This is a genomic window from Hyphomicrobium facile, assembly GCF_900116175.1.
Lineage (GTDB): Bacteria > Pseudomonadota > Alphaproteobacteria > Rhizobiales > Hyphomicrobiaceae > Hyphomicrobium_B > Hyphomicrobium_B facile.
Genome location: NZ_FPCH01000001.1, coordinates 1,361,086 through 1,387,323 on the forward strand (window position 1 = coordinate 1,361,086; position 26,238 = coordinate 1,387,323).

Annotated in this window: 30 protein-coding genes; 15 read left to right on the plus strand and 15 right to left on the minus strand. The window is 59.1% G+C overall.

The annotated features are described in order from the left end of the window. Position 1: 1 nt before the first annotated feature. From BM399_RS06560 to BM399_RS06575, 4 genes are all read right to left on the minus strand, one after another. A complete protein-coding gene (locus BM399_RS06560; RefSeq protein ID WP_425284067.1) occupies positions 2-532 on the minus strand; it encodes an HPP family protein in 531 nt (176 codons plus the stop codon). Positions 533-620: 88 nt separating this feature from the next. Further along, positions 621-1,820 carry an NAD-dependent formate dehydrogenase gene (locus BM399_RS06565; protein ID WP_092866475.1) on the minus strand — a complete coding sequence of 400 codons (1,200 nt, stop codon included), beginning with the start codon at positions 1,818-1,820 and terminating at the stop codon, positions 621-623. Positions 1,821-2,038: 218 nt separating this feature from the next. Then, entirely contained in the window at positions 2,039-2,389 is a 351-nt protein-coding gene (locus tag BM399_RS06570; protein WP_143111349.1) for a hypothetical protein, read from the minus strand. A gap of 189 nt (positions 2,390-2,578) precedes the next feature. After that, on the minus strand, positions 2,579-3,562 hold the full coding sequence (locus BM399_RS06575) for a LysR family transcriptional regulator (protein ID WP_092865781.1): 984 nt from the start codon (positions 3,560-3,562) through the stop codon (positions 2,579-2,581). Positions 3,563-3,582: 20 nt separating this feature from the next. Here BM399_RS06575 and BM399_RS06580 point away from each other — a divergent pair, with 20 nt between their 5' ends. From BM399_RS06580 to BM399_RS06595, 4 genes are all read left to right on the plus strand, one after another. Further along, a complete protein-coding gene (locus BM399_RS06580; protein WP_092865784.1) occupies positions 3,583-4,446 on the plus strand; it encodes a DMT family transporter in 864 nt (287 codons plus the stop codon). Between the two features lie 237 nt (positions 4,447-4,683). Continuing rightward, positions 4,684-6,360, plus strand: a complete 1,677-nt coding sequence (locus BM399_RS06585) for a formate--tetrahydrofolate ligase (protein ID WP_092865787.1) — start codon at positions 4,684-4,686, stop codon at positions 6,358-6,360. A 149-nt stretch (positions 6,361-6,509) separates the two neighbouring features. After that, positions 6,510-7,421 (plus strand): bifunctional methylenetetrahydrofolate dehydrogenase/methenyltetrahydrofolate cyclohydrolase FolD, encoded by a 912-nt coding sequence (gene folD / locus BM399_RS06590; RefSeq protein ID WP_092865790.1) that lies wholly within the window; start codon positions 6,510-6,512, stop codon positions 7,419-7,421. 202 nt (positions 7,422-7,623) lie between these two features. Then, positions 7,624-8,592, plus strand: coding sequence for a LysR family transcriptional regulator (locus tag BM399_RS06595; protein WP_177228060.1), 969 nt, complete (start codon positions 7,624-7,626; stop codon positions 8,590-8,592). Here the strand turns inward: BM399_RS06595 and BM399_RS06600 are convergent. Further along, on the minus strand, positions 8,589-8,879 hold the full coding sequence (locus tag BM399_RS06600) for a hypothetical protein (RefSeq protein ID WP_092865796.1): 291 nt from the start codon (positions 8,877-8,879) through the stop codon (positions 8,589-8,591). The genes BM399_RS06595 and BM399_RS06600 overlap by 4 nt on opposite strands. Positions 8,880-8,982: 103 nt before the next feature. Between BM399_RS06600 and BM399_RS06605 the strand changes: the two genes are divergently transcribed. The 5 genes from BM399_RS06605 to BM399_RS06625 all read left to right on the plus strand — a co-directional run bounded on the left by BM399_RS06605 (position 8,983) and on the right by BM399_RS06625 (position 13,647). Continuing rightward, positions 8,983-9,705: an ABC transporter permease gene (locus BM399_RS06605; protein WP_210186952.1), complete on the plus strand. Its 723-nt coding sequence runs from the start codon at positions 8,983-8,985 to the stop codon at positions 9,703-9,705. Position 9,706: 1 nt separating this feature from the next. Next, a complete protein-coding gene (locus tag BM399_RS06610) occupies positions 9,707-10,513 on the plus strand; it encodes an ABC transporter ATP-binding protein (RefSeq protein WP_092865799.1) in 807 nt (268 codons plus the stop codon). A gap of 60 nt (positions 10,514-10,573) precedes the next feature. Next, entirely contained in the window at positions 10,574-11,719 is a 1,146-nt protein-coding gene (locus tag BM399_RS06615; protein WP_092865802.1) for an ABC transporter substrate-binding protein, read from the plus strand. Positions 11,720-11,782: 63 nt separating this feature from the next. After that, complete coding sequence (locus BM399_RS06620) at positions 11,783-13,012, plus strand: agmatinase family protein (RefSeq protein ID WP_425284059.1); 1,230 nt, start codon at positions 11,783-11,785, stop codon at positions 13,010-13,012. Positions 13,013-13,023: 11 nt separating this feature from the next. Further along, a complete protein-coding gene (locus tag BM399_RS06625) occupies positions 13,024-13,647 on the plus strand; it encodes a HupE/UreJ family protein (RefSeq protein WP_244531102.1) in 624 nt (207 codons plus the stop codon). A 97-nt stretch (positions 13,648-13,744) separates the two neighbouring features. On the opposite strand, the gene BM399_RS06630 is transcribed toward BM399_RS06625, so the two are convergent. The 3 genes from BM399_RS06630 to BM399_RS06640 form a co-directional block, all read right to left on the minus strand. Beyond that, complete coding sequence (locus tag BM399_RS06630; RefSeq protein ID WP_092865805.1) at positions 13,745-14,161, minus strand: group II truncated hemoglobin; 417 nt, start codon at positions 14,159-14,161, stop codon at positions 13,745-13,747. 104 nt (positions 14,162-14,265) lie between these two features. Further along, complete coding sequence (locus BM399_RS06635; protein WP_092865808.1) at positions 14,266-15,246, minus strand: NAD(P)H-dependent flavin oxidoreductase; 981 nt, start codon at positions 15,244-15,246, stop codon at positions 14,266-14,268. Between the two features lie 11 nt (positions 15,247-15,257). Then, entirely contained in the window at positions 15,258-15,704 is a 447-nt protein-coding gene (locus tag BM399_RS06640) for an RrF2 family transcriptional regulator (RefSeq protein ID WP_092865811.1), read from the minus strand. A gap of 98 nt (positions 15,705-15,802) precedes the next feature. On the opposite strand from BM399_RS06640, the gene BM399_RS06645 reads away from it, so the two are divergent. The 4 genes from BM399_RS06645 to BM399_RS06660 all read left to right on the plus strand — a co-directional run bounded on the left by BM399_RS06645 (position 15,803) and on the right by BM399_RS06660 (position 17,985). Beyond that, positions 15,803-16,252, plus strand: coding sequence for a group III truncated hemoglobin (locus BM399_RS06645; RefSeq protein ID WP_092865814.1), 450 nt, complete (start codon positions 15,803-15,805; stop codon positions 16,250-16,252). Positions 16,253-16,342: 90 nt separating this feature from the next. Next, positions 16,343-17,035 carry an RNA polymerase sigma factor gene (locus BM399_RS06650; RefSeq protein WP_092865818.1) on the plus strand — a complete coding sequence of 231 codons (693 nt, stop codon included), beginning with the start codon at positions 16,343-16,345 and terminating at the stop codon, positions 17,033-17,035. Between the two features lie 91 nt (positions 17,036-17,126). Then, complete coding sequence (locus BM399_RS06655; protein WP_092865821.1) at positions 17,127-17,648, plus strand: DUF4142 domain-containing protein; 522 nt, start codon at positions 17,127-17,129, stop codon at positions 17,646-17,648. A 43-nt stretch (positions 17,649-17,691) separates the two neighbouring features. Beyond that, on the plus strand, positions 17,692-17,985 hold the full coding sequence (locus tag BM399_RS06660; RefSeq protein ID WP_092865823.1) for a plastocyanin/azurin family copper-binding protein: 294 nt from the start codon (positions 17,692-17,694) through the stop codon (positions 17,983-17,985). Between the two features lie 37 nt (positions 17,986-18,022). On the opposite strand, the gene BM399_RS06665 is transcribed toward BM399_RS06660, so the two are convergent. The 4 genes from BM399_RS06665 to BM399_RS06680 form a co-directional block, all read right to left on the minus strand. Continuing rightward, complete coding sequence (locus BM399_RS06665) at positions 18,023-18,376, minus strand: hypothetical protein (protein WP_092865825.1); 354 nt, start codon at positions 18,374-18,376, stop codon at positions 18,023-18,025. 78 nt (positions 18,377-18,454) lie between these two features. After that, the gene (locus tag BM399_RS06670; RefSeq protein WP_092865827.1) at positions 18,455-18,865 is read right to left on the minus strand and encodes a VOC family protein; all 411 of its coding nucleotides are present in this window, start codon (positions 18,863-18,865) and stop codon (positions 18,455-18,457) included. Positions 18,866-18,935: 70 nt separating this feature from the next. Next, complete coding sequence (locus BM399_RS06675) at positions 18,936-20,189, minus strand: RNA polymerase sigma factor (protein ID WP_177228062.1); 1,254 nt, start codon at positions 20,187-20,189, stop codon at positions 18,936-18,938. Between the two features lies 1 nt (position 20,190). Beyond that, on the minus strand, positions 20,191-20,580 hold the full coding sequence (locus BM399_RS06680; RefSeq protein WP_092865829.1) for a YciI family protein: 390 nt from the start codon (positions 20,578-20,580) through the stop codon (positions 20,191-20,193). Positions 20,581-20,715: 135 nt separating this feature from the next. On the opposite strand from BM399_RS06680, the gene BM399_RS06685 reads away from it, so the two are divergent. After that, positions 20,716-21,180: an SRPBCC family protein gene (locus tag BM399_RS06685; protein ID WP_092865832.1), complete on the plus strand. Its 465-nt coding sequence runs from the start codon at positions 20,716-20,718 to the stop codon at positions 21,178-21,180. Between the two features lie 9 nt (positions 21,181-21,189). Continuing rightward, positions 21,190-21,666 carry a VOC family protein gene (locus BM399_RS06690; RefSeq protein ID WP_210186953.1) on the plus strand — a complete coding sequence of 159 codons (477 nt, stop codon included), beginning with the start codon at positions 21,190-21,192 and terminating at the stop codon, positions 21,664-21,666. 489 nt (positions 21,667-22,155) lie between these two features. Here the strand turns inward: BM399_RS06690 and BM399_RS06700 are convergent, their stop codons facing one another. The 3 genes from BM399_RS06700 to cydB all read right to left on the minus strand — a co-directional run bounded on the left by BM399_RS06700 (position 22,156) and on the right by cydB (position 26,236). Beyond that, positions 22,156-24,654 carry an EAL domain-containing protein gene (locus BM399_RS06700; protein ID WP_092866497.1) on the minus strand — a complete coding sequence of 833 codons (2,499 nt, stop codon included), beginning with the start codon at positions 24,652-24,654 and terminating at the stop codon, positions 22,156-22,158. 256 nt (positions 24,655-24,910) lie between these two features. Beyond that, a complete protein-coding gene (gene cydX, locus BM399_RS06705; protein WP_092865835.1) occupies positions 24,911-25,054 on the minus strand; it encodes a cytochrome bd-I oxidase subunit CydX in 144 nt (47 codons plus the stop codon). A gap of 24 nt (positions 25,055-25,078) precedes the next feature. After that, positions 25,079-26,236: a cytochrome d ubiquinol oxidase subunit II gene (gene cydB / locus BM399_RS06710; protein WP_092865838.1), complete on the minus strand. Its 1,158-nt coding sequence runs from the start codon at positions 26,234-26,236 to the stop codon at positions 25,079-25,081. Positions 26,237-26,238 lie beyond the last annotated feature (2 nt).

Genomic DNA, 26,238 nt, shown 5'->3' on the forward strand with positions numbered 1-26,238 from the left:
CTTATTGGCCGCGCCTCAAAAGGTTGAGCTTGTAGGAATGGCCGGTGACGTGCCGGTGGAACAGCGAACTGCAGATCACGATGAAAGCTGCGCCAGTCAGGATGGGTGCAACTAAGAACGGCCGTCCCGAATGCGCGAATGCGATGACGATCGGGTTCGCGCCGGCGGGCGGATGAAGCGTGTCCGTCGGGAGCATTGCGGAAATGGCGATGCCAACTCCAAGCGCGATCGCTATCGGCGATGATCCGATGCACGTTGTGACAAGCAGTCCGCATGCCGCCGTTACAAGGTGTCCACCGACGACGTTGTACGGCTGAGCCAGCGGGCTCGCGGGCGCACCGAATACCAGTGCGCAACTCGCTCCGAAGGGGGCGATGAGCAACGGCGCAACGTCTGCCGCGTTTGCGATTGTCAGCAGCAGGATCGTAAGAAAAGCGCCAAAGCCCGCGAATGCCGAGAGGCGCCATGGTCTCGCGAACAGCCAAGCGACGGCACGGCTCTGCGAAGATGCCGGTATTACATCGGAATCGATTTAAGTCATTGCATCCATGAGGGCAAGACGAGGGGGCGCCGAAGCAGAACGTCTGCTTCGGCGACTGAAGTTCGCTATTTCTTGAACTTCACTTCTTGAACTTCGCGGCCTCTTCCGAGCCGCTGGTGGCGTTACCGGCGCTGTAGGAATGGGCGCCGACGCCCGCCAGCTTACCGCCCTGCACGACGAGGTACTCGTTGCGGATCGGCTTCCCTGCGAAGTAGCACTCGAGGATCTCGCGCGTGCCCGCAGCGTAGCGCGTTTGCGCCGAGAGCGACGTGCCCGAGATGTGGGGCGTCATGCCGTGATGCGGCATGGTGCGCCACGGATGGTCCTGCGGCGGAGGCTGCGGGAACCACACGTCGCCCGCGTAGCCAGCGAGTTGCCCGCTTTCGAGTGCGCGCACGATGGCGTCGCGATCGCAGAGCTTGCCGCGTGCCGTGTTGACCAGATAGGCGCCACGCTTGAAGTTCTTGAGCGACTTATCGTTGATCATGTGCTCGGTTTCGGGATGCAGCGGGCAGTTCAACGTCACCACGTCGCAAACCTTGGTGAGGCTCTCGAGGCTGGTGTGGTGGGTGAGGTTGAGCTCCTTCTCGACTGCCTCAGGCAGACGATGGCGGTCCATGTAGTGCAGGTGGACATCGTAGGGTTTGAGCATACGCAGGACGCGCAGGCCGATGCGACCGGCTGCAACTGTGCCGATATGCATGCCTTCGATGTCGTAGGAGCGGGCAACGCAATCGGCGATGTTCCAGCCGCCCTTGATCACCCAATTGTAGGAGGGGATGTAGTTGCGGACGAGCGAGAGCATCATCATCACCACGTGTTCGGCAACGCTATTGCTGTTGCAATAAGTGACTTCCGCGACCGTGATGTTGCGGTCCATCGCAGCTTGCAAATCGGTGTGATCGGAGCCGATGCCGGCAGTAACGATCATCTTGAGCTTAGGCGCCTTGGCGATGCGTTCGGCCGTCATGTAGGCGGGCCAGAACGGCTGCGAGATGACGATTTCGGCGTCGTGCAGCTCTTGATCGAGCTTGGAGTTCGCGCCGTCCTTGTCGCTCGTCACGACAAGCGTGTGACCGGCGGCTTCCAGGAATTTCCGCAGGCCGAGTTCGCCTGAGACACTGCCGAGCAGCGCGCCGGGTTTGAAATCGATGGCCGACGGTGTCGGCGTCGTCTGGCCATCGGGATATTTCGTGATCTTCGGGATGTCGTCGCGGGCGTAGGATTTAGGGTAGCCATCTATGGGATCGTCATAGAGGACACATACGATTTTTGCCATGTTGATCTCCTTCATGGAATTGGCCATGAGGCGGCGCTTCGTCAGGGGGCGCCGGACGAATGACATATAGTCATGGATTGCCAGGCTGCGCGGACTGTCGAGTCAGCACCGTTTTGGGTCAAACGAATGGTATTTAACGGCTCATTGATGCCATCGATCAAACGTTATGAAGCGACTTAAGGCTGAGCTGCGCTTCAAGGTCGAGCTCCGAGATCACCTCATGCTTCCGCCGGCCGAAAGCATCTTTTCTGGCCGCGGAACGGCCGTGCAATTCGTTCTGAATTTGCGTCATCGACGAGGCGATAAATAAGCCCGGGCATCGCGAGGACCTCGCCCGTTCGAAGATTGTCCGCAATCAGTCGCCGGTCGCTCCGCCTCGACGCGATGCCGGAGAAAATGAAGTGGCGCCCTGATGCGTCGCGCATATATTCCGGAAACTCATGCCCGCGATAGTTTCCTATCGCTGGCCCGACCGGAACCGGATCGACGAAGGAGAATTTCGGCTGACGCCGACCCTGACTGAGCGTTCGCGGGAAGGCAGAGATCGTCAGGTCAGACATCATGAACATGCGCGCTCTTCCTCCTGTGTCGACTTCGCACAGCCGCCGGCCGAAGCACCGCCGGGGGCAGCGAGCAGCATCACGCGCGACCCCGCGGCGTAAAAGATCGAAAATTTCAATCGACAGCATTGCCAGAATTAATGCTGCGGCGCACGGCAAGGTGCCGGTCCGCACAAGCACGCAATGATTTTCCGAGGTTCAATCGGTTTCGAGCGAACCGCTGATTTCCGACAGCAGCAACTGGCGCGCGAGTTTTCTCGGTGCGCGGGGGTTGGTGATGATGAAAACCGGCGTCGACGGCCGCTCGGTATCTTGGATCAGAGGCCACAGGCGGCCGGCCTGGACATCGGGCTCAGCGAATTTCTCGGGCAGGAAGCAAATGCCGACGTTCAACAAGGTCAGCCGCTTGGCAGCGTCGAGATGCTCCGACAGCCCGGCAACGACACGGCCAAGGCCATGACGGGTTCTAAACTCGGTCAATGCGCCCGGTTCATCGGCGCCAGTCAAAATAAAGGCTTCCGATGCGAGAGCGCCGGGATCGTCGAACGTGCGGCCGAAGAGCCGGTGTGCCGGGCCGACGTACGGCCTGTGCACCTCATTGAACAAAAAGTCATATTTGAGATCGCTGCGCAGAGCGCTCGCGGGGGCCACGCCGATGTCGATCTCGTCGCGCAGGAGCGCGCCCGCAACCGAATCCCCGGTCTTGATATCGATGATGATCTCAGCCTTGGGGTGACTGCCGTGGAAGCGCGAAATGGCGCTGTCCAGCTGATCGCACACGAGACAGGAAACAACTTGGATAGAGACACGTCCGGCGACACTGTCGCCCGCCTTGGAAACCTTTTTTGGCAACTGCTGCACAAGTCCGTTGATCGACCCGCAGGAGTCCGCGATCAGCATGCCTTCGTCCGTCAGCGCGAAGCCGCTCGGTCCTCGTTCGCAGAGCTTGACGCCGAGCTGCGATTCGAGCCGCTTGAGCGCCAAGCTCAACGCCGGCTGCTTGCGGCTGAGCGCTCCGCTCGCCCGGCTGATGCCTCCGGACTGCGCGATCTCGTGGAACGTCTTCAGAAGGTTCCAGTCGAGATTTCGCGAGAAGGAAGCGATGTTCTTGGCCATGGCCGTGTCCTCATTCCAGGGGAAGCGCAGGTCGACGGCGCGCGGGATGCGCGCCGTGGTCGTCATGATACGATGCCCTGCATTCTATGAACTCAGTTTTATTCGGCTTGGCGTGCGCAGCAAGTGTCGGGCTCGCGGATTTCATGGCCCGCTTCAGCTCACGCGCGCTCGGCGCGACGTTGACGTATGCCTTTGTGCTGCTTGTCGGCGTGATGACGTCGTCGGTATGGATCGCCGTCAGTGCCGAGAAAATCGTTTGGACCCCAGCCGGATGTGGTCTTGCCGTAGCGCACGGTTTGAGCGTCGCCACCATGTGCATGCTACTCTACGCGGGGTTGGCGCGTGGCCCGGTTGCGATCGTGGCTCCGATCGTCGCGGCGCATCCTGCGTTCGTGCTCGTCGTCAACGTGGCGATGGGGCTTCGGCCGACAACGTACCAGTGGGCGGCAATGGGTGTCGTTATTGTGGGCGGCATCCTCATCGCCAGGAGCGCAGAAGCGCATCCTCAATTTGCGGCGACCGACGGCAAGGAGCTACGCAAGACGGTCCTTATCGCGCTCGGTGCTTGCCTCGCCTACGTCGCCCTCGTTACGACGGGCCAAGCGTCGGCGCAGATGATCGGCGGACTGCAGACCTTGTGGCTTGGCCGATTGAGCGGCTTTCTTCTGGTAGGTGTCATCCTTGCGCTGCAGTGTCGGAGCATAGCCATTCCGCGTGCATGGCTTCCGTTTGTCGGTGCGCAGGGGCTTCTCGAAACGATCGGATACGTGGCATTTCTTGCTGGCTCGACGACCGCCAGCCCACACATCACAATGGTCGTCGCTTCGACCTTCAGCGTCGTGACCGTTGTGCTGGCGAAGTTTGTCCTGAAGGAACCCGTCAGCCACCAGCAGTGGCTCGCCGTCGCGATGATCGCGGCGGGAACGGCCGTACTTTCCGGATCGGGCTAATTCAGGTGCTGTCAGTCTTTTTGCGTAGGGTCTGGAGCTACTCCGTCGGGGTCGCGCCAAGACGGTAAATATTACGAATATGAGGTGCGCATCGAAAGTTGCTTGGAGAGAACGAAAGTTTCGTGATAGTAGACGTCCCCGGAAAGTGGAGTCGCGAAAAACGCCGCCGATTCGGACAGCGGGCCTTCGCCTGCGCGGATTGCTTCGTATTCTCGCGTCCTGAGGGGAATCATCAGCATGTCCGTGAAGTCCGACATCGAAATTGCACGCGAAGCAAAGATTAAGCCCATCGCGGAGGTCGCCGCCAAGGTCGGCGTTCCATCGCACGCACTCATTCCTTATGGGTGGACCAAGGCCAAAATTTCGTCCGACTATCTCAAAGACATTGAAAGTTTTAGCGACGGCAAGGTCATCCTGGTGACGGCGATCAGCCCGACGCCGGCGGGCGAGGGCAAGACGACAACGACGGTCGGTCTCAGCGACGGCTTGAACCACATCGGCAAGAAGGCGATCGCGGCGCTGCGCGAACCGTCGCTCGGGCCGTGCTTCGGCGTCAAGGGCGGCGCGGCGGGCGGCGGCTACGCCCAGGTCGTGCCGATGGAGGACATCAACCTCCACTTCACCGGTGACTTCCACGCCATCACCAGCGCCCACAATCTGCTGTCGGCGCTGATCGACAACCACATCTACTGGGGCAACGCGCTGGGTATCGACCAGCGCCGCGTCGGCTGGAAGCGCGTGCTCGATATGAACGATCGCGCGCTGCGCTCGATCGTCAATTCCTTGGGCGGCGTTTCGAACGGCTTCCCGCGTGAGGACGGCTTCGACATCACCGTCGCCTCCGAGGTCATGGCCATCCTTTGCCTGTCGAAGGATCTCAAAGACCTCGAGAACCGTCTCGGCAACATCATCGTCGCCTACACGCGCGATAAGAAGCCGATCCGCGCCCGCGACTTGAAGGCCGACGGCGCCATGACGGTGCTCCTGAAGGACGCGCTGCAGCCGAACCTGGTGCAGACGCTCGAGAACAACCCCGTCTTCATCCACGGCGGCCCGTTCGCCAACATCGCGCACGGCTGCAACTCGGTGCTGGCGACGAAGACGGCGATGAAGCTTGCCGATTACGTCGTCACCGAAGCCGGCTTCGGCGCCGACTTGGGCGCCGAGAAGTTCTTCGACATCAAGTGCCGCAAGGCCGGCATCGCACCGTCCGTCGTCGTCATCGTCGCCACGGTGCGCGCGCTGAAGATGCACGGCGGCGTCGCCAAGGACGATCTCAAGGCCGAGAACGCGGCCGCGGTCGCCAAGGGCTGCGAAAACCTCAAGCGCCACATCGAGAACGTCAACAAGTTCGGCGTGCCGGCCGTCGTCGCCGTGAACAAGTTCATCACCGACACCGACGCCGAAATCGCCGAGGTGCAGAAGGCGGCCGAAAGCATGGGCACGAAGGCGTTCCTGTGCACGCACTGGGCCGATGGCGGCAAGGGCACCGAGGGTCTGGCCCATCACGTCGTCAAGGTGATCGACGAGGGCAAGGCGAACTTCAAGCCGCTCTATCCCGACGACATGAAGCTGCGCGACAAGGTGAAGACGATCGCGACGGAAATCTATCGCGCCGCCGACATCGCCTGCGATGCGAGTGTCGAAAATCAGTTCAAGGATCTCGAGGCCGCGGGCTTCGGGCACTTCCCGGTGTGCATGGCGAAGACGCAGTACTCGTTCTCGACCGACGCCTCGAAGCGCGGCGCGCCGACGGGCCACATCGTGCCCATCCGCGAGCTGAGATTGTCCGCCGGCGCCGAGTTCATCGTCGTCGTCACGGGCGAGATCATGACGATGCCGGGCCTGCCGAAGGTGCCATCGGCGGACTCGATCCGGCTCGACGACAAGGGGCAGATCCAGGGACTGTTCTAACATCTGGCGCCGGCGCTTCTCCCAGCCGGGAAGCGCCGGTGCCGACCAAAAATGATGCGCCAGACGCGCTCGGAATGCCTCGATCAAACTTCTGCCAACGCGCTCCAGAGTTCTTCTGTGAGCGCAGCAACACTTCAGCGAGCAACACAATGACAGCCAAAATTATCGACGGTAAGGCCGTGGCAGCGGGTGTTCGTCAAGAGTGCCGCCAACGGGTTGACGTTCTCAAAAAGAAATTTGGTGTGTCGCCGGGCCTTGCCGTCATCATGGTCGGAGAAGACCCGGCGTCGGCCGTATATGTGCGAAAGAAGATCCAGGCCTGCGCCGACGTTGGCATCGATTCCCGCAAGTTTCTGTTTCCGGCCGACGTAGAACAGTCAGCCGTCATCGATAAAATTACTGAGCTCAGCGCCAACCCATCGATCCACGGAATCCTGGTGCAGCTGCCGCTGCCGAAACATTTCGATGTCAAGGCCGTTCTTGGCGCCATCGATCAGGAAAAGGATGTCGACGGTTTTCATCTCTACAACGTCGGCGGCTTGGTGATCGGCGATACGGTGTTCCCGCCTTGCACGCCATACGGCGTCATGCTGCTTCTCGATCATGCCGGTGTCGACGTCGCCGGCCGCAATGCGGTCGTCGTCGGTGCGAGCAACATCGTCGGCAAGCCGATGGCGCTGATGTTGATGCAGCGCGAGGCGACGGTCTCGGTTTGTCACGCGAAGACCCGTGATCTCGCACAATTCACAATTCTTGCCGACATTCTGATCGTGGCGGCGGGGTATCCCAATCTCATAACGGCGCCGATGGTGAAGTCGGGCGCGGTCGTCATCGATGTCGGCATCAATCGCCTGGCGAACGGTCAGCTGGTGGGTGATTGCGATTTTGAAGGTGTGCGCCGTCGCGCGTCGATGATCACGCCCGTTCCGGGCGGTGTCGGCCCAATGACGGTGACGATGCTGCTCGTCAACACGATCAACTCTGCCGAACGTTCTCTGAATGCCGCCGGTCATCAGCCAATGCTTGGCCGTTCCATTTGTGCTGCTACACCGGGCATTTAAGCTGAGCGCGCCAAGCATGATCGCGTGTGTAACCTGAGCGGGCGCATGCGATCACTTGCCTTCGGTCAGCGCCACACTTGTCTGCACGAACATTCGTCTTCAGCCTAAGCTTGCAACTCGCCGTCGAAGTCACTTAATGTTCTCGGGGGGAAGGCAAATCTTTCCGCGCGCGATCCTTTGGGTGTTTTTACCGCGGTGCAATATGTCTTCGAACAACACTCGGCACGATGATTTTTTCCGGAATCTCGATTGGAACCTGTTCAAGATCTTCTGCATCATTGCTGAAACCGGGGGCGTCACAGCGGCGGCGGCGCTTCTGCGTCGCAAACAACCTTCGATAAGTCTCGCGCTGCAACGGCTCGAAGGTCAACTCAATGTGCGTCTATGCGAACGAGGCCCGAGCGGTTTCGAGCTGACCGACGAGGGCCGGGCGCTCGCCAACACGTGTATGAAGCTGAAGGCCCTGGTGCGCGGCATTCCGGATGCGATGGCCGACACGCTCAACACTGTCAGCGGCCATGTGCGCATCAAAATGATAAGCAATGTCGTCAGCGAAATTTTGGACGACGTCATCATGTCGTTTCACAGGAAGTGTCCGAATGTCGAGTTGATCGTCGATGTGGCCAGCTGGTCCGATGTCATCAATGCGCTGCTTCGCAAAGAGATCGACATCGGCGTCGCACCATCGCGCAGCAAACGCGCTGACCTCATCTATCATCCGTTGTTTCGCGAGACGCATCGTCCCTATTGCGGGCGCGGCCATCGCCTCTATGGTCAGAAAATTCTCGATCCTAAAGCACTGGCGGAAGAACCTTTCATCCTGACAGGCGCCGACGAGCCCGATCAGCTCTCGGATTTCCGGCTCAAATACGGAATAGGGCAAAAGGTTTCGGGAATTTCTCAGCATCTTGAAGAAGCGCGCCGATTGGCAATCCTGGGAGTTGGGCTTTGCTTCCTCCCCGATGGTTATGCAGCGCCTGACGTTTCGTCGGGCCGGCTGTGGCCGCTGCTCGGCAAACGCAACGCTCCGGCCATGGAGATTTTCATCATCTCGAATCCAGACCGGCCTTGGCACATGGCGCACATTTTGTTCATCGAAGAGTTGAAAGCGATCGTCTGCGAAGCGAAACGGGCTCGCTCACTCGTCGGCGCTGACTACGCGACTGACTAGCTAAATTCCAGATTGACCACCGCCGAATTTGAACGGGACGCGCGCTTCAGTGCGCGGCCAATGCGAGATGGCGTTCGCGCTGCAGCATAGATACTGGCAATGCTTTCCATTTGAATTTTGGGCGTTTTATTGAGCATCTCCGCGCCGCTACTTTCTCCGCGACAACTTAGATCGAGCAAAACGTAGATTTTGCAGTCTTTGTCGGGAGGTAGAGCCTTGGAAAGTGCGATATCGAAATCGCGCGACGCCTCGTCATTCTCGCAACAAAATTTGCCCAGTGAGAACACCGAAGCCGCGCCAATTTATATTCCACCGAAAGAAAGATTCCTCGAGTTTCGAAGGCAGCCGAGTGCGCAACGGGCTGCGGTGTTGGCGTGCGCCGGAGCGTTGATGTTCCTTGGTCTGTGGGAGGCTGGCCACTATCTGACGCCGGCATCGGCCCGCAAGTTCTTTCCGTCCATCGGCGAGGTGGGCTCCGCACTCTACGTCTTGTTCGCCGAGCGTAACTTCCTGCAGGACGTCTCGGTGAGCTGTTGGCGGATTTTCATCAGCTTCATGGCGGCTTCCGCGATTGCCGTGCCGATCGGCATTCTGATGGGCAGCTTCGGCAACATTCGTGCCCTCTTCAACCCGACGCTGACGGCTTGGCGGTATCTGCCGGCCGCTTCGTTCATTCCGCTTCTGCTCGTTTGGTTTGGACCCACCGACCAGGCAAAGATCGCGCTGCTCTTCATCGGCGTTATCTTCTTCCTGATCTCGCTGGTGCTGGATAACACCACCGCAATCCAGAAGGAGTTTGTGGAAGCCGGACTGACGATGGGCGCATCACGCCGCACCATTCTCACAGGCATCGTGGTGCCCGCTGCTCTTCCGGCGATCTTCGATTCCATGCGCAACATGATCGCGGTGAGCTGGACCTATCTCGTCATCGCCGAAATCGTCGGCGCGCAGGACGGCATCGGCGCCGTGATGATGCGTGCCGGACGTTTTCTCAACGTCGACGTGATCATGGCCGGCATCGTCACTATCGGTGCATTGGGTCTGCTCACAGATCTCATTTTCCGGGGCATTTGCCGCGCGCTGTTCCCGTGGAACGTCGAGCGGAGGTCGTAACATGAACATCGTCGCAAAGGATTTTACGCCGGTGACAACCGTTCCCCCCCTCAAGGCGTCCCGCATCAGCAAGGAGTATCTGGGCGGAACATTCAAAGCGCTCGACGACGTGTCGTTCGAGCTGCAGGAGAACCAAATCACAGCGTTCGTCGGGCCGTCAGGATGCGGAAAGACGACGATGCTGCGGATCATCGCGGGGCTGGAATATCCCACACGCGGACGGCTGGAAGTTTTCGGCAAGAACGTGCAGGGGCCTGGTCCCGATCGCGGCATGATCTTCCAGGCCTACACGTCGTTCCCCTGGCTCACCGCCATGCAGAACGTCGAATACGGCATGAAGATTCTCAAGGTTCCGGCTGCAGAACGCCGCGAACGCACGATGAATTTTCTCAAGCTCGTGCATCTCGAGAAGTTTGCCGACTCCTATCCGCGCAGTCTGTCCGGCGGCATGAAGCAACGCGTCGCGCTCGCTCGAACGCTGGCGCAGAACCCGGCGATCATCCTGATGGACGAGCCCTTCGGCGCGTTGGACGCACAGGTGCGTTGGGAAATGCAGGAACTCATGATCGAGTTGATCGAGCGTGAGAAGAAGACGGTCGTCGCGATCACGCATGACATCGAGGAAGCAATCTATCTGGCTGATCGCATCATTTTCTTCAGCCGGCAGCCAGGCCGCATCAAAGCCGATATCCCGCTCACTTTCAAAGGCGGACGGCGCATCAAGCAGAAAGAAGAGCTGCTGGAACTGCCGGGGTATGCGGAGCTCGAGCGTCAGCTGTTTGCGATGATGCGCGAGGAAATCAAATAGCCAATCAGTTTTGACGACGTGAATCCCAAGGATTGAAGATCGTTCAGGAGACGGCACACAATGAAAAACAAGTCGTTTACGAACATGTTGCTCGCTCTCGGTTTGCTGGCCGCTACGGCGCCAGTGGCCGCGCCTCGGGCGATCGCAGCCGAAAAAGTCAGCGTGGCGATCATATCGTTCTCGCCTTATGCGCCCTGGTATATCGTCAAGGCGAAAGGCCTTGCCAAGGATATCGATCTCGACGTGAAAATCATCGAGGGCATAACCGAAAAGAATGCGGCGATCACGTCGGGGCAAGTCCAATGCATGAACAACACCATGGACAGCATGGTATTGGCGCGCGCGGGTGACCTGCCGGTCAAGGTCGTCGCGTTCTCGGACATGTCCTACGGCCTCGACAAGATGGTGGTCACGAAGGACATCAATTCGGTCGAGGATTTCAAGGGTAAGAAGTTCGGCGCCGACTACGGCTTTCTCAATCATATGTGGATGCTGCTCACGATGAAGCGGGCAGGGATCGACATGAAGGAGCTGCATCACGCGGTCATGCTTCCGCAGGAAAGCGCTGCTGCTTTCGCCAGCGGCGGCACAGACATCGACGTCAATTACGATCCGTTTGCCGCCCAGTCCTTGAAGCGCGAGGGCGCCAAGATATTCAAGTCGAGCCTTACGGACCGCACTTGGGAGCGCGGGCTCATTTCCGATGCCATCGCCTGCAACGAAGCATGGCTCGCCGAGAAGCCGGCGGTCGCCAAGGAGCTACTCCGCGCGTGGTTCGAGGCGGTCAACTGGTGGAAGGAGAATCCCGAGGAAGGCGATGCGATCGTCGCCAAGGGTCTTTCTTGGCCGATCGCCGACGTGAAGCTCAATCAGTACGGCGCGATCATGCTCAACATCAACCAGAACATGGGCGCGCTTGGTTTGGAGGGCGGCAAACCTCTCTGCGAAAGCCTGCCTGAGGAAGCTCCTCGCGCTCCTGATGGCAAAGGCTGGGGCTCGCTGTTTAACGGGCCGGATTGCGCTGCCGGTTATGCGGAGCAGACGTGGGATCTGTTCAGTGAAACGTATCTCGCCGCCGGCGTTTCCCAGAAGAACGTGAAATCGAGCGAGGCGTTCGATCAATCGATCCTTTCCGCGCTCGCCGCGGACGGCTTTGCGACCAAGTACCCGTCGAACAAATGGATTGGACGGCTTGGTCCGCAGTAGTGGCCGCAGGACTCATCAACTCCGCGATTGTCTGCATATCTAAACAGTAAAGGTCATTTCGAAATGGCGCGCAGTCCTAAAGATCACGATCACGACCATCCCCATACGCATCGTCACGGCCATTCGCATGGCGTCCGGCGCGAAGACACGCATGGCGCTAAGAGCATGGAGACGTTGTCTCGCATCTCCCAGACCAAGCAGGACGAGGAAACGGCCCGGTCGCTGCAGTACGGGCTCGAAGCCGCCTCATCCGTCATCGATCGCAACATCTCGTTGTTCAGCCGGGGTCATCAGCCCGCGTTTGCCGGCATCAATACCTTCATGAAGGCGCCGTACTGCGAAGACATTCGCAAGATCGGCAACTTCGAGGCGGCCTTTGTCGGCGCGCCCTTCGACTCGGCGACGACCTACCGGCCCGGCACACGCTTTGGGCCGCAAGCGGTCCGCCGGATCTCGGCGCTCTACGACGGCTATTGGTTCGATGGCGGCGTGGATATCTATGAGGAGCTCGATCTTTGTGATGCGGGAGACATCTTCGTCATTCCGGGCAACATCGAGAAGACGTTCGACCAGGTAACGAAGGCCGTTTCGCACATCTACACGTCGGGCGTTTTCCCGATCATCTGCGGCGGCGATCACAGCTTGGGCTTCCCCAACGTCCGCGGCATTGCTCCGCACATCGACGGCAATGTCGGCATCATTCACATCGACCGGCACATCGATATCCAAGAAAAGGATATGGATGAGCGCATGCATACGACGCCGTGGTTCTGGACGACGAACGAGGGAACGCACGCCTCGCATCGCGATCATAGCCACATGCACGATGTCGGCTTGCCCAACTGCCATCCGAAAAATCTCGTGCAGATCGGCATCGGCGGCTGGTACGGCAATCGTCCGGGCACGGCGGTCGCCAAGCGCCGCGGCACGAGCGTGCTGACGATGCATGACGTGCAGCACTACGGTCCGAAGAAGGCCGCTGAAATCGCCCTCGAGATGGCGTGGGAAGGCTGCAAGGCGGTCTATCTGTCGTTCGATATCGACTCGATCGATCCGGGTTTCGCGCCCGGTACCGGTTCGCCGGAGCCCGGCGGACTTCTGCCGCGCGAAGCTTTCGAGATGATTCATACGATCGCGGCCGAAGGCCTGTGCGGCATGGAAGTCGTCGAGGTGTCGCCGCCGTACGACGTCAACGACAACACGGCGCAGCTCGCCTGCCGGGTCGTACTCGATGTGCTTGGAACCCTGGTGGCGAACGGCAAGCTCGGCCATCGCAGCAAAGTCATGAAATAGGAGGGCGTACGATGAGACATTCACGCGTGCAGCACGTTCTAAAAGCCTTCGGCGCCGGCTCGATTCTGATGGTGGCTGCAGTTGCGCCGGCGTCGGCTCATGTCGGACTCGGCGCAGTCCACACGTTCAGTCAAGGCTTTCTGCATCCCATGAACGGCCTCGACCACATGATCGCGATGCTGGCGGTCGGGTTCTTTGCAATGAACGTTGGAGGTGCGGGACGTTGGCTCGTGCCTGCGGCATTCGTCGCGGCGATGATGTTCGGCGGTTGGCTCGGCTATGAGGGCTGGGCGCTGCCGATGGTCGAACAAACTATCGGCTTGTCGGTCGTTGCCTTGAGTGCGGCGGTGGCCGTCGGCGTTCGGCCGCCGACCGTCATCGCGATGGCGGCGGTTGGGCTGTTCGCCGTTTTCCATGGTCACGCCCATGGTAACGAGGGCGTTGGGCTTGGCTTTGCCTTTCTTCCCTATGCTGCAGGATTCGTTGTCGCGACGGCGCTTCTGCACATTTCGGGAATGGTCTCGAGCCTCTGCCTCGATCAGCTGAAGCCATCGCTGGCGCTGACGCTCAAGAAGGCAACGGGCGCGATCGGCGCGATGGCGGGCGCTTCGCTGCTTCTCGGGTTGATGACCTGAGATGGCATTCAAAGTGGGGTAAGTCTCAATGGAGACTTGCCCCACTTTCAATAGGACAACGGCCGCCTTGGCGGCCTTTATTTTGTAAGGCTAGGTCTCAGCGCATTCGCGTCATTGTTGAATTCTGATTTTCGAGAGCGTTTGCCACGGCGCGAAAATGTTTCATCAACGTGGCTCCGATGTCGGGCGCTATTCCAACCCGATCAATCGCTTTCGACATGCAGAGAAGCCAGGCGTCTTTTTCCGCCGTTCCGATTTCGACATGGCGGTGCATTTCGCGAACATCTGAGTGGCCGTATTTTTCGACATAGAGTTTCGGTCCGCCCAAGAATCCGGAAAGGAAATTGAACTGCTCAATTCGCGAATGTGCGACGCCGTGCCCTCTCAGATGCAGCAGGTGTAAAATCTCGCCTTCCGGTTCCGTTTCGACAATGTCGTAGAACGTGTCGACGAGCATTTGGACCCGGCTTGCACCTCCCATTCGTTCGTACAGCGATACAACCATCGATCTCATCCCTCTTTCCGGAGACGTGGTGATTCCATTTCATCCGGTAAGCCGCTCGAACTTTGCCACATGCGATCGACGTTTGGGCGCCGGGCGTAGATCATTGAGCAAGTTCACTGGCCTTGTTCCAGTTGCTTTGATTTCAACTGCAGAAGCTCCTCCGCTTCGCGCACGATACGTTCGATGATATTCGACGCCGGCTCGATGTCATGGATCAAACCGACGACTTCGCCCACGAAGGTGTTGCTTTCCTCGGGATCGCCATCGGCCCAGGCTTTGCGATATTTGGCAGCCTCTTGGTCGGCGACAGTCAGCAGTTCCTGCTCACGACCGTGCCAACGTTCGATAAAGCGGTTCTTGAGTACGCGTGCGGTATAACGCGGAGGCCAATCGAGCTTGCGCGCCAGATCCATGACTTGCGAGCGAATGGTATTGTCGCCGGTTGCCGCCAGTGCGGCCGCGTGCATGCGGTCACTCACGTTTGCTTCCTTGGAAGCCCAAAGGCGCGAGCCGATCAGAACGCCATCAGCCCCCAACATGAGAGCCGCCGCAAGGCCTCGTCCATCGCCAATGCCGCCAGCCGCACATAGAAGGGTGTCCGGGTTTTCCTTCGCAATCAAATCCGCGACTTCAGGAACAAGGCCGAACGTGCCGCGCTTTTCCCCGTGACCGCCGGCTTCTGAACCCTGCGCGACGATGACGTCGGCCCCGCATGCGAGCGCCCTTTCGGCGTCACGGCGCGTCTGGATTTGGCAGATCAGCGTGATGCCGCGTTCTTTGATGCGGTTGGCAAGCGGCGCCGGATCGTCGAACGACAATAAAATCGCCGCTGGCTTTTTACTGAGGACCAGATCGAGGAGCGCCGGTTGTTTCCGCAATGACCAGGTGATGAAGCCGCATCCGACCCTTTGATTTCCGGCGGCGCGAAACTCTTCGTTGATCCAGTCTGCATCGCCATATCCGCCGCCGATGAGGCCGAGCCCCCCGGCTGCCGAGACAGTCGCAGCGAGGCGTCCGCCGGCTGCAAATGCCATTGGCGCGGAGATAATAGGGTGGCGCAACTTTAGCCGTTCTGTCAGGCGTGTTTTAAGCACTGTGGTATCCTCTATCGGCCGATTTGATCAGCGTTGTCGAGAACGCCGAGAAGAGCCTTGCGGTTGGCGATGATGTCGGCCAGCGTCCAGTCGTCCAACACCTCGAAATAGGCCTCGAGCGCGCGGTGAAGGACGCGCTTCAATCGACACACATCGGTGATGCGGCAGGTGTTCCCGGCGCCGAAACATTCGACGAGTTGAAAGTCGTCTTCGACCGCACGCAGAACTTCACCGAGCGTTACTTCTCCGGCCGATTTACCGAGGCGAAGTCCGCCACCGCGCCCCCGCTGCGTTTCGACGAAGCCGAGCTGGCCCAGCCGATGCACGACCTTCATCAGATGATTTGCGGAAATCCCATAGGCTTCAGCGATTTCGTCGATCGTCGCAAGGCGGTCGGGATGAGATCCAAGGTACATGAGGACGCGTAGTGAGTAGTCGGCGAGAACGGTCAGTCGCATGGGGGTTCCGCGCAAACAAAAGAGGGTCTACATCGCTCACTTGACTAAAGATGCATTCATCATACATCTTATAGGGGAATTTGCGCAAGGTATCTGTTATGCAACGACCACCACATCCGAAAGCGCCGGGCCTCGATGCCGGTGTCGACGAGGAGATGATCGGCATGCTGGTCGATCGCTTCTATGCGGCCGTCCGCCGGGACGAGATTCTTGGCCCGGTATTCGAGGCGCGCATTCAAGATTGGGATGATCATCTCGAAAAGCTGCGGGCGTTCTGGTCGTCGGTCGTCTTGATGACTGGAAGCTATAAAGGCCGGCCGATGCCCGTGCATCTCGCCATCGAGGAAATCTCCAAAGAGCATTTCGCGCGGTGGCTCGATCTTTTTGGCAAGACCGCGTTGGCCGTTTGTCCGCCTGCTGCTGCATCTCTCTTCATTGATCGAGCAGGGCGGATCGCCGAGTCCCTTCAGATGGGCATAAGCCTACATCGGGGCGACAATTCCGTTCTCCACATGCCGCGAGAACGGGCGACGGGAACGTCCGAATAAGTGATCTAATATTTTTCCGGGGCCGGGAACCTTTTCGAATCCGGGCCATCCAATCTCTGATAAGTTCTCGAACGTACGGAGATGTCACTGATGGTCCTATCGCATGTCGAAAGCGGCAGGAGGGATGACCGGGAGGCCGATCTTATTCGCCGCGCCGTGGGACGAGACGAGTCCGCAATACGTGCCATCATCCAGGCGAACAACCGCCGTCTCTACCGTGTCGCGCGGAGTATTGTGCGCGACGATGGCGCGGCCGAGGATGTGCTGCAGGAGAGCTATCTTCGCGCTTTTTCGGCCCTGCCTGAATTCCGGGGCGGATCGTCTCTTTCGACGTGGCTGACACGCATCGTCTTAAATCAGGCATTGCAGCATCTTCGCCGCCGTTCCGAAGTTCCGAACTCGGCGATCGATCCTCCCCAAGCTCAAGGCGAGGTCATTCCGTTCCCGCTATCCGGTCATCCATTCATAGATCCCGAGCGCGCCATGGCTCAACGAGAACTCTGTCATCTGCTGGAACGGGCGATCGACGAACTTCCGGAAGACTTTCGCACTGTTCTCATCGCGCGTGCCATAGAAGATATGAGTATAGAGGAAACGGCGGAATTGTTGGGGCTTCGCGCTGAAACGGTGAAAACACGGCTGCATCGCGCCCGCCGTCTTCTAAAGACTGCACTTGCCGAACACATGGACTCGCTCTTCAGCGATGTTTTTCCTTTCCAAGGCAAGCGCTGCGAGAGACTGGCGAATGCCGTCATAAAGCAACTCGTCCCAGGCTCCCGATAGCGGGAACCTTTGTCAAACGACGGCATCCAATCCTTCGTGACGTCGACATGCCACTCACGGCAAGACGATCCCGGAGGTTTTCAAGATGCGAATGATTGAGATCAGCGGTGTCGCTGCCGCTATCGTATTAGCGGCTGTGACGGCGCCCGTTCACGCAGCCGACAAACCATCAGACGCGCAGATCGCGCACATCGCGTATACGGCCGGCGACCTCGATATCAAAGCGGCTCAGCTGGCTTTGAAGAAATCCAAAAACGCCGACGTTCGCGCGTTTGCCAGCGACATGGTGCGAGACCACCAGGCTGTGAACGATAAGGCGTTGGCTCTGGTGAAGAAGCTTGGCGTCACGCCCGAGGACAACGACACCAGCAAAGGTTTGGTCGAGCAATCGGGTGAAAAGCAGGCGGAACTGGCGAAGCTATCGGGCCAGGACTTCGACAAGAGTTACGTCGACAACGAGGTCGCGTATCACAAGACCGTCAACGGTGCGCTTCAATCGACACTCATTCCGTCGGCCGATAACGGCGAACTCAAGAGCCTGCTACAGACCGGCCTCAAAATATTCACGGGCCACATGGAGCACGCAGAGCATCTTGCGAGCACGCTTCATTGAGAGGAGAAACTTATGCTGTTGGTTTGGCGCCGTGCGGCCTTGATTGTCTTGGCGCAAGCTTGCCCTACCGGCGCCGGCGGGAGAGGTTGTGCAAGTTAAAATCAATGATCTCGCATTTGTCCCAGCGGAGATCAGGGTGAACGTTGGCGATCAAGTGGAATGGGTGAACGAGGATTTCATCGATCATACCGCCACAGCAAATAGCGGAGAGTGGGACGTCATGGTTCCGGCTGGGAAGTCGGGGCAGGTGCAGCTCGATCACGCTGCGACGATCACTTATTTCTGTCGTGTCCATCCCGGGATGACAGGGACGATCCACGTCAGCGCCAACCGGTGAAGAGGATCGCTTGCGATCCTCACACCTTGTTCGCGGCTCATTGCTTCTCGGGAATAGGCAGGCACTCCATCACTTCCACCCGGTCGCCCGGGAAAATCATGAAATGCGGGTGGTTGAGGAACAATTTGGCGGCTTCTTCCTGCGAATTTGCCTTCACGAGCGTCCATGCACCCAATTCATTGCGGGTATCAGAAACGCCGTTTTTGTCCGTACGCTTTGTTTTGCCGAGGGGGGAACCCATTTCTACGATCGCGTCTTTGTGGTCCGAGACCCATTTGTGCCACTCCGCGATGCCCTTCTGCCCTCGCTCGTTGCGCTCGGCTTCAGGTAGTTTCTTCCACGCATCCATCGCTTCCGCACTGCCGAGGAATATGGCGAGATAGGTTTTCATATCGATGCTCCAATGATTGGATTTCGGTGCGGATGTTCAGGCATCTATCAATCGCCGAACATCCGCTGTCGCTCCATGTTATTCCTTTTTCAGAGGACCGTTGACCGCCCAGAGGACGCCGAACGGATCCTTCAACTGACCGTAGCGATCGCCCCAGAACATGTTGGCGACCGGCATAATAGCGGTGCAGCCGGCGCCGACGGCGCGATCATACCAAGCGTCGGCGTCATCGACCTTGAGCATGACGCTGAAGCCCGCGGGTGGAACCCAAGGGTGGCCGTGCTCGGGATAGCAATCGCTCATCATGACGGATGCGTTGTTGATGTAGAGATGAGCGTGCATGGTGCGGCCCTTCTCATCGGGCGGCATCACCCATGCAACTTCGGCAGCGAACGCCTTCTTGTAGAACTCAACGGCTTTCACGGCGCCGTCGACGGAAAGATAGCAAACGGCGCCACCTTTGACCTGCGGGTGGGGATATTCGGACATGAAAACCTCCTTGTGCTGCGTCTCCAGGACGGACGTGCAGGCGCGGAGCCGACACTCCTTTCGTGAAATTTTATCTCGGGTCGTGCATCAGCCGATCGAGGTGACGGCGAATGTGGGCGGCTTGCGCGGGCGTTCCAGCGAGTGCGATGGCGCGGTCGAAATCGGCGCGGGCTTCAGCGGAACGTCCGAGCTGCAAAAGGAAGGCGCCGCGTGCGCCAAAATAATGAAAATAGCCGGATAATGCCTTTTCCAGCGGTGCGATCATAGCAAGGCCGGCTTCAGGACCATGCAACTTGGCAGTCGCCACGGCGCGGTTCAACGTGACCACCGGCGAGGGCTGCATTCGTTCGAGGGCCGCATAGAGTGCATCTATTCCGGCCCATTGGGTATCGGCGGCGGTGGCGGCCCGGGCGTGTGTCGCTGCAATGGCGGCCTGCACCTGATAGGGACCTGGACGGTTGTGACGCATCGCCTTGTCGATCAGAGCCAATCCTTCGCTGATCAGCTTGGCGTTCCAACGCGTGCGGTCTTGATCGTCGAGCAGGACGGCTTCGCCGGTTTCATCAAAGCGCGCCGGCAACCGCGACTGCTGCAGGAGCATCAGCGCGATTAGGCCCATGATTTCCGGCTCGGTCTGGAAGAGGCGCAAGAGCAATCGCGCCAGCCGGATCGCCTCGTCACAAAGCGGTGCGCGGTCTGGATCGTTTCCCGCCGAATATCCTTCGTTGAACAACAGGTAGATCATGGCGGCGACCGCCGCGAGCCGCTCAGACCGTTCGACGGGACCGGGCGCCTCGAAAGGTACATCAGCTTTCGCGATGCGGGCTTTGGCGCGCGTGATGCGCTGTTCCATCGCTGCATCGCTCACGAGGAAGGCGCGGGCGATCTGGGCCACGGTCAGACCGGAGACGATGCGTAATGCCAACGCGATCTGCTGCGTCGCCGGAAGCTCAGGATGACAGCAGATAAACAGCAGCCTGAGTACATCGTCGCGATAATGCGAACCATCCAAGCGATCAATCAGCGGCGCCTCGGCGTCTTCGAGGTTTGAGATGATATCGTGGGAGGGGAGTTCGACATCGCGGCTGCGTTTGCGCGCGCCATCGAGTGCCGCATTGCGCCCGACCAGGATCAACCACGCAGTCGGATCGCGGGGCGGGCCGTTCTGAGGCCAGCTTTTCAGCGCGCGCAAGCAGGCTTCCTGGTACGCCTCTTCGGCGATATCCATGTCGCGGAAATAGCGTAGCAGCGCCGCGACCGCCTGAGGCCTGGCGGCGGTCAGCGCGCCGTGAATCCAGGCAGGGTCATGGATCACCTCGTTCATCTCAATAGGCCTTGATGCGATCCTTAGGTGCGTTGGGCCGTGCCTCCGGGAGATACAAGGCGACGGGGCGGATCTCGTACACACTCGTGGGGTTAGCGGCGGAAAGCTCACGCGCGATAGCGAGGGCCGCATCGAGATCCGGCACGTCAATCACGTAGAAGCCGAGCAGCTGCTCTTTCGTTTCCGCGAAGGGTCCATCGATGACCATGTCGGGCCCGCGGAGGGTCGTTGCGGCAGTCGTTGGCAACAAGCGCAGTGCAGGGCCGAGCTTGCCTTCCTTCACAAGTCTTTCATGGACCACATTCAGGCGGTTCATGACGGCATCGTCTTCCTCCTTGCTCCAGGACCAGACGACATCTTCCTTGTTGTAACAAAGCAGGGTGTAGAGCATGGCGTTTCCTTTGCAGCGTCCCGAGGACGTCTCAGTATGCCCTGTCCCGACAGGAGCGCGAAAAAATAAATCCTCATGGCGATGTCGGGCCGACTAATCGGGCAGCGTCCTAGTGCCGAAAGCTGGAGAGAAAACATGACACAAGGCACCTACGATCTCGTTCTTAACCGGTTGCTCGACGCGCCCGCGGACAAACTTTTCCGTTGCTGGACGGAGGCCGACCTCTTGAAACAGTGGTTCGCGCCCAAACCCTGGACGACACCGGAAGCCAAGCTCGACGCGCGGCCGGGCGGCGCCAGCAGCATCACCATGCGGAGCCCCGAAGGCCAGGACATGCCTAACACCGGCCAGTATCTGGAAGTCGTCGTCAACCGGAAGCTCGTTTTCACGGATGCCTTCACCGGCGATTGGCAACCGCGCGACGGGCAGCCTTTTATGGTGGTGGCGATCACCTTCGAGCCTGAAGGCGACAAGACTCGCTACGTCGCGACAGTCCGCCACTGGACCGAGGCCGACAAGAAAAAGCATGAGGAAATGGGTTTTCAAAAGGGCTGGGGCCAATGCACCGATCAGCTCGAAGCTTTGGCACGAACGCTCTAGGAGGCCGCAATGACGATCAGAAGCGTCACGCCGTTCCTTTGGTTCAACACCGAGGCTGAAGACGCCGCGAATTTCTATGTCTCGCTGTTCCCCAACGCGAAAATCACAAATGTCTCGCGGTACGGCGATGCGGGGCCGGGACCCAAAGGCAGCGCCATGGTTGTGGGTTTCGAGATCTCAGGCCAGCGCCTTGTTGCGCTCAACGGCGGGCCGAACTTCAAACTCGACGAAGCTTTTTCCTTGCTTGTCGATTGTACCGAGCAGGAGGACATCGACCGGCTGTGGTCGGCGCTGGGCCAAGGCGGCAGCTATAATGCCTGCGGATGGTTGAAGGATCGCTTCGGACTGTCATGGCAGATCAACTATGCGGGTCTGCCCGACCTCATCAGCGGTCCGAACGGCGGCAAGGTGATGGCCGCGATGATGGGGATGACCAAGATCGATATCCAGGCTCTCAAGGATGCTCGTGCAGGCGCGCAGACTTAACGGGCGGTGAGGAAATACAAGTCCAATCGCCTCAAAGCTGAGCCGCTTCGCAAGGAACGCAATCACCATAGTGCGTTCTTCCGCTTGCTTGCTTTGACGGTTGAGGAGTGTCGTGAGTTTTCAGTCACCTGTTGGCGTTGATCCAACAGGTGGCTCATCCAGTCGAGCAAAGGCTCGATTGCGTTCGAGAACTTCACGACGTGGAGAAATGAACATGATCAGGTTGTTCGCTGTTGCCTTTTCTTTGGCCGTCGCAACCTCTGCGCATGCGCTGCCGATCGCGCCGCTTCATCAGCCGGACGGCGTGATCATGCAAGTGCGCCAAGGATGCGGCCCGGGCCGTGTGCGCGTTAATGGCATTTGCGTAGCGCGGACCACTATTCGCCATGCCCGTCGCGAAGTTCGCAGGTGTCGACGGTGGCACGGAGGTACGTGCATTCGCTGGCATTAGGTGACAGTCGCGCGTTACGATCGCCTAAGCATTTGGGATCAAACCGCCACCTGCTGTAACGCGCATGTCTCGCGTGCCAACAGTGAATGAATCTCTTTCGCTGGCCGAGGCTTGCTAAACAGATAGCCTTGAACCTCGGTGCAGCCTTCGTGGCGAAGCTGCGCGAGCTCGGCTTCCGTTTCGACGCCCTCGGCGGTGGTCGCCATCCCAAGGGCGCTGCCGATGTTTGCAACCGCTCGCACGATGGCGATCGAATCCGGGTTGGCCGAGAGATCCTGTATGAACGAACGGTCTATCTTGATTTTGTCGAACGGAAATTTGCGCAGATAGCCCAGGCTCGAATATCCGGTGCCGAAATCGTCCATCGAAATGCGAACGCCTAACGCGCGCAGATCGTTGAGCATCGCGATCGTCGCATCGGTATCATGCAGCATGACCGCTTCGGTAATTTCGAGTTCGAGCCGCTGGCCCGAGAGCCCGGAATTCCCCAATGCAGCAACCACCTGAAGCACGAGCGCGTTATTCTTGAACTGCAAGGGCGAGAGATTGACAGCGACCTTGATGTGAGATGGCCACGCCGTCGCGTCGGCGCAGGCGCGGTTCAACACCCAGTTGCCGATGGCCCCGATAAGGCCGGTCTCTTCGGCGAGCGGGATGAAATCTGCCGGCGACACCGTTCCTCGAGTCGGGTGCTGCCAGCGGACGAGCGCTTCGAAGCCGCTGATCTCATTGGTTTCGAGACGGATCAAAGGTTGATAGTAAAGCTCGAGCTCGTCCATTTCGATTGCCTTGCGAAGATCGACCTCGAGCGCGCGGCGTTCTTGCAATTTGGCATCCATCCCGGGTTCGAAGAAGTGATAGGTGGCGCGGCCAGCTTCCTTGGCTTTATACATCGCCATGTCGGCGTTTTTGATCAGCTGGTCAGCGGTTTCTCCATCTCCCGGCGCCATTGCGATGCCGATGCTGACGCCGACGACAACTTGGTGGCCAAGCACTTCGAATGGCGCGCTCAATTCTGCAATGATGCGCTGAGCCAGGATCGTGGCGCCGTGAGGTTGGTCCGCGTCGACTTGCACGATGGCGAATTCATCGCCTCCAAGGCGTGCGACGAGGTCGTGCTTCCTGACGCATGCACGCAATCTGTCTGCCACCGCCTGGAGCAACGCATCGCCTACGGGGTGGCCCAATGTGTCATTGACGGTTTTGAAGTGATCAAGGTCAAGGCACAAGGTTGAGACGCTACGTCCGTGCTCAATGCCTTTCAGCGCGATTTCCATCGCCTCGCGGAAGCGCAGCCTGTTGGGTAGATCGGTCAGGGCATCGTGATGAGCCATGTGGGCGATCTTGGCGTCGATCTCGCGGCGTTCCGTAATGTCCTCGTGAATCGCGACAGAGCCGCCGTCGAGCATGGGTTGATGGGAGATCGCGATGAACTGGCCGCCAGCAAGTTCATCGACTGTGTAAATGGGCTTACGTTCCCGAACCGCCGCTATGCGGTTTTCGACGGAGAAGCCTTCGGCCTGGGGGAAGCGGCCGTTGGCGTGGCGAGCCTGCAGAATCGTACGAAGCGGCGTGCCAGTAACAGTGTGTTCGGGCTGTAATTCATAGAGTTCGGCATAACGGCGGTTGCAGACGATCAGATTCTGATCGGCGTCGAACATGCAGAGACCTTGGGGCAGGTTATTGATCGCGGCGTCGACGCGCGCGTATTGAACGGCCAAGGTTTCCTGCGCTGCCGCGAGTTTGGCGATCATCGATTGGAAGGAGCGCGCGAGCGTGCCGATCTCGTCGATGCGAACGAGAGTTCGATCTCCATATGCAAAGGTACGCGCGCTGCCCTCGCGAATGCGCAGTGCTGTTTCGCTAAGCTGTCGCAACGGGCGAGCTACGGAATAGTGGGCGAGCGCAAGCGCCAGCATGACGATGAGGAACGTTCCCATTGCCAGTGCCGCGATAATGATACGTAATTCCCGTGCCTGCTCGTTCTGCGCCTCAGCCAGCGTTTCCCGGGATTCGCCGCCCAGAATGTTCGTGAGCCGGTTCATCTGTGCAAGCGTGTCGTCGAGTGCTGCCTCGAAGCGGAGATCGAGCATCTCATCGATGCGACGCTGTTTGTCGCCAGATTCTATCGCGTCACGGATCTGACGTGCAGTCGCTTCGACGTGCCGAAGTTTGTCTCGGATTGCATCGCTATCTTGGGTGCGCGTCGGGAAATAGTCGGAAACTGCGTGCAGCCACTGGCGCACCGCGGCGATTTGATTGGCGATCTCATTGCTTGCCGCGCGTGCGGCCTCGAGTTCCGAGGCGGCCATGCTTTTGTAAGCTGCCAAGCCGACATTGTTCAAAGCGGCCTTAGCCTCGGCTAATGCGAGGCGGGCAGGTGCTACGCGTTCGACCATCGTCCGATTGACGTGATCGAGGCTTTGCGCGCTGTGCAGCACATACCAATTGGCGAATGCAGATAGCGCGCCGAGGGTGACGATGAGCAACGCAGCTTTTGCAGCGATGCCGAAAGAAAAGGTGGTCGTGAATTTCATGGCATGAATGTACCGGTGGCCCCGGTACGCCATTAGGCAAAAAGTGTTTTTGATTCACTAATGCATTGAAAAAAAGAAGTATTCTGGCTTTGATATGACTGTTTTATGACAGCCGCTGCGTCACTGGAAAAAGCGTTGGGTTGGCTCAGCCCAATACAAAAGCAGGCTGAGCAAATGCGACGTATGCATTCGCTCAGCCGTGAAGGTTGCCGAAGGTTTTCCCGTTGACGGGAGCGCCCCGAAATCGTGAGACGTTCTACTTTCTTTTACCGCTACCAGCGGGTGGCGCTGGGCGAGTGCGGGCCGCTGCGGCATCCTCCATCAGCTCGTACCACATCGCATTGAGCACGGCGAAGGCGGCGGCGAGCGGCAGACCGAGCAGCCAAGCGAAATACCACATGATCAATCTCTCCTTTCGTTGGTCTCAGTACGCGTGGCCGCGCTCGTCGCGGATCGCCTTTTCGTCAACCTTGCCCCACATCACGTGATAGACCCAGGTCGTATACGCGATGACGGTCGGCACGAAGATCACCGCGACCACCAGCATGATGAAAAGCGTCATGTGGCTCGATGAGGAATCCCAGACCGTCAGGCTCGATCTCGGATCGACGGACGACGGCAGGATGAACGGAAACATCGAGAGCCCGACCGTCGCGATGATGCCGAAGATCGAAAGCGAAGTCGCAAGGATCGCGGCGATTTCCCGGCGCGCTCCCATGAAGACAAACGCCGCAGCTGCGCCGGCGATGCCAAGCAATGGAGCAAGCATCATCCAGTGGTGCGAACTGTAATTATCGAACCATGCTCCGGGCACTTTGGCGACTGTCTTCGCCAATGGATTCGAAGGGCCGAGCGGGTTCACCGTGCTCGTGATGTGATAGCCGTCAATTCCCGCCCAAAGCGCAACGCCGCCAAGGACGAAGAGGACGGCGGTCGCGAGGGCGGCAATTTTCCCATAAGCCCGGGAGCGATCCGCCACGACACCTTTGGTTTTCAACGTGAGCCACGCCGAACCGTGCATGACGAGCATGGCGACCGACAGAATTCCGCAGAGCAGGGCGAATGGATTGAGCAACTCGAACAGCGTCGTTCCTTCGTAGAAGATGCGCAACTCGTCGTTGAAGTGAAACGGTACGCCTTGGAGGACGTTGCCGACGGCAACGCCAAAGATCAGCGACGGTACGGCGCCACCCACGAACAGCGCCCAATCCCATGCTGTGCGCCAGGTCGCGTCGTCTCGTTTCGACCGGTACTTGAATCCTACCGGCCGCAGGATGAGGGCGAAGAGGATTGCGAACATCGCAAGATAGAAGCCGGAGAACGAAACTGCGTAGAGCGGCGGCCATGCAGCGAAGATCGCGCCGCCGGCGAGGATCAACCAGACCTGATTGCCCTCCCACGTCGGACCAATGCTGTTGATGACTACCCTGCGTTCAAGATCGGTTTTCCCCACGAATGGCAATAGGGTTGCGGTTCCGAGATCGAAGCCGTCAGTGACTGCAAATGCGATCAGGAGCACGCCGAGAAGAAGCCACCAGATGATGCGGAGGGTTTCGTAATCGATGAGTTGGTGGAGGATCATTT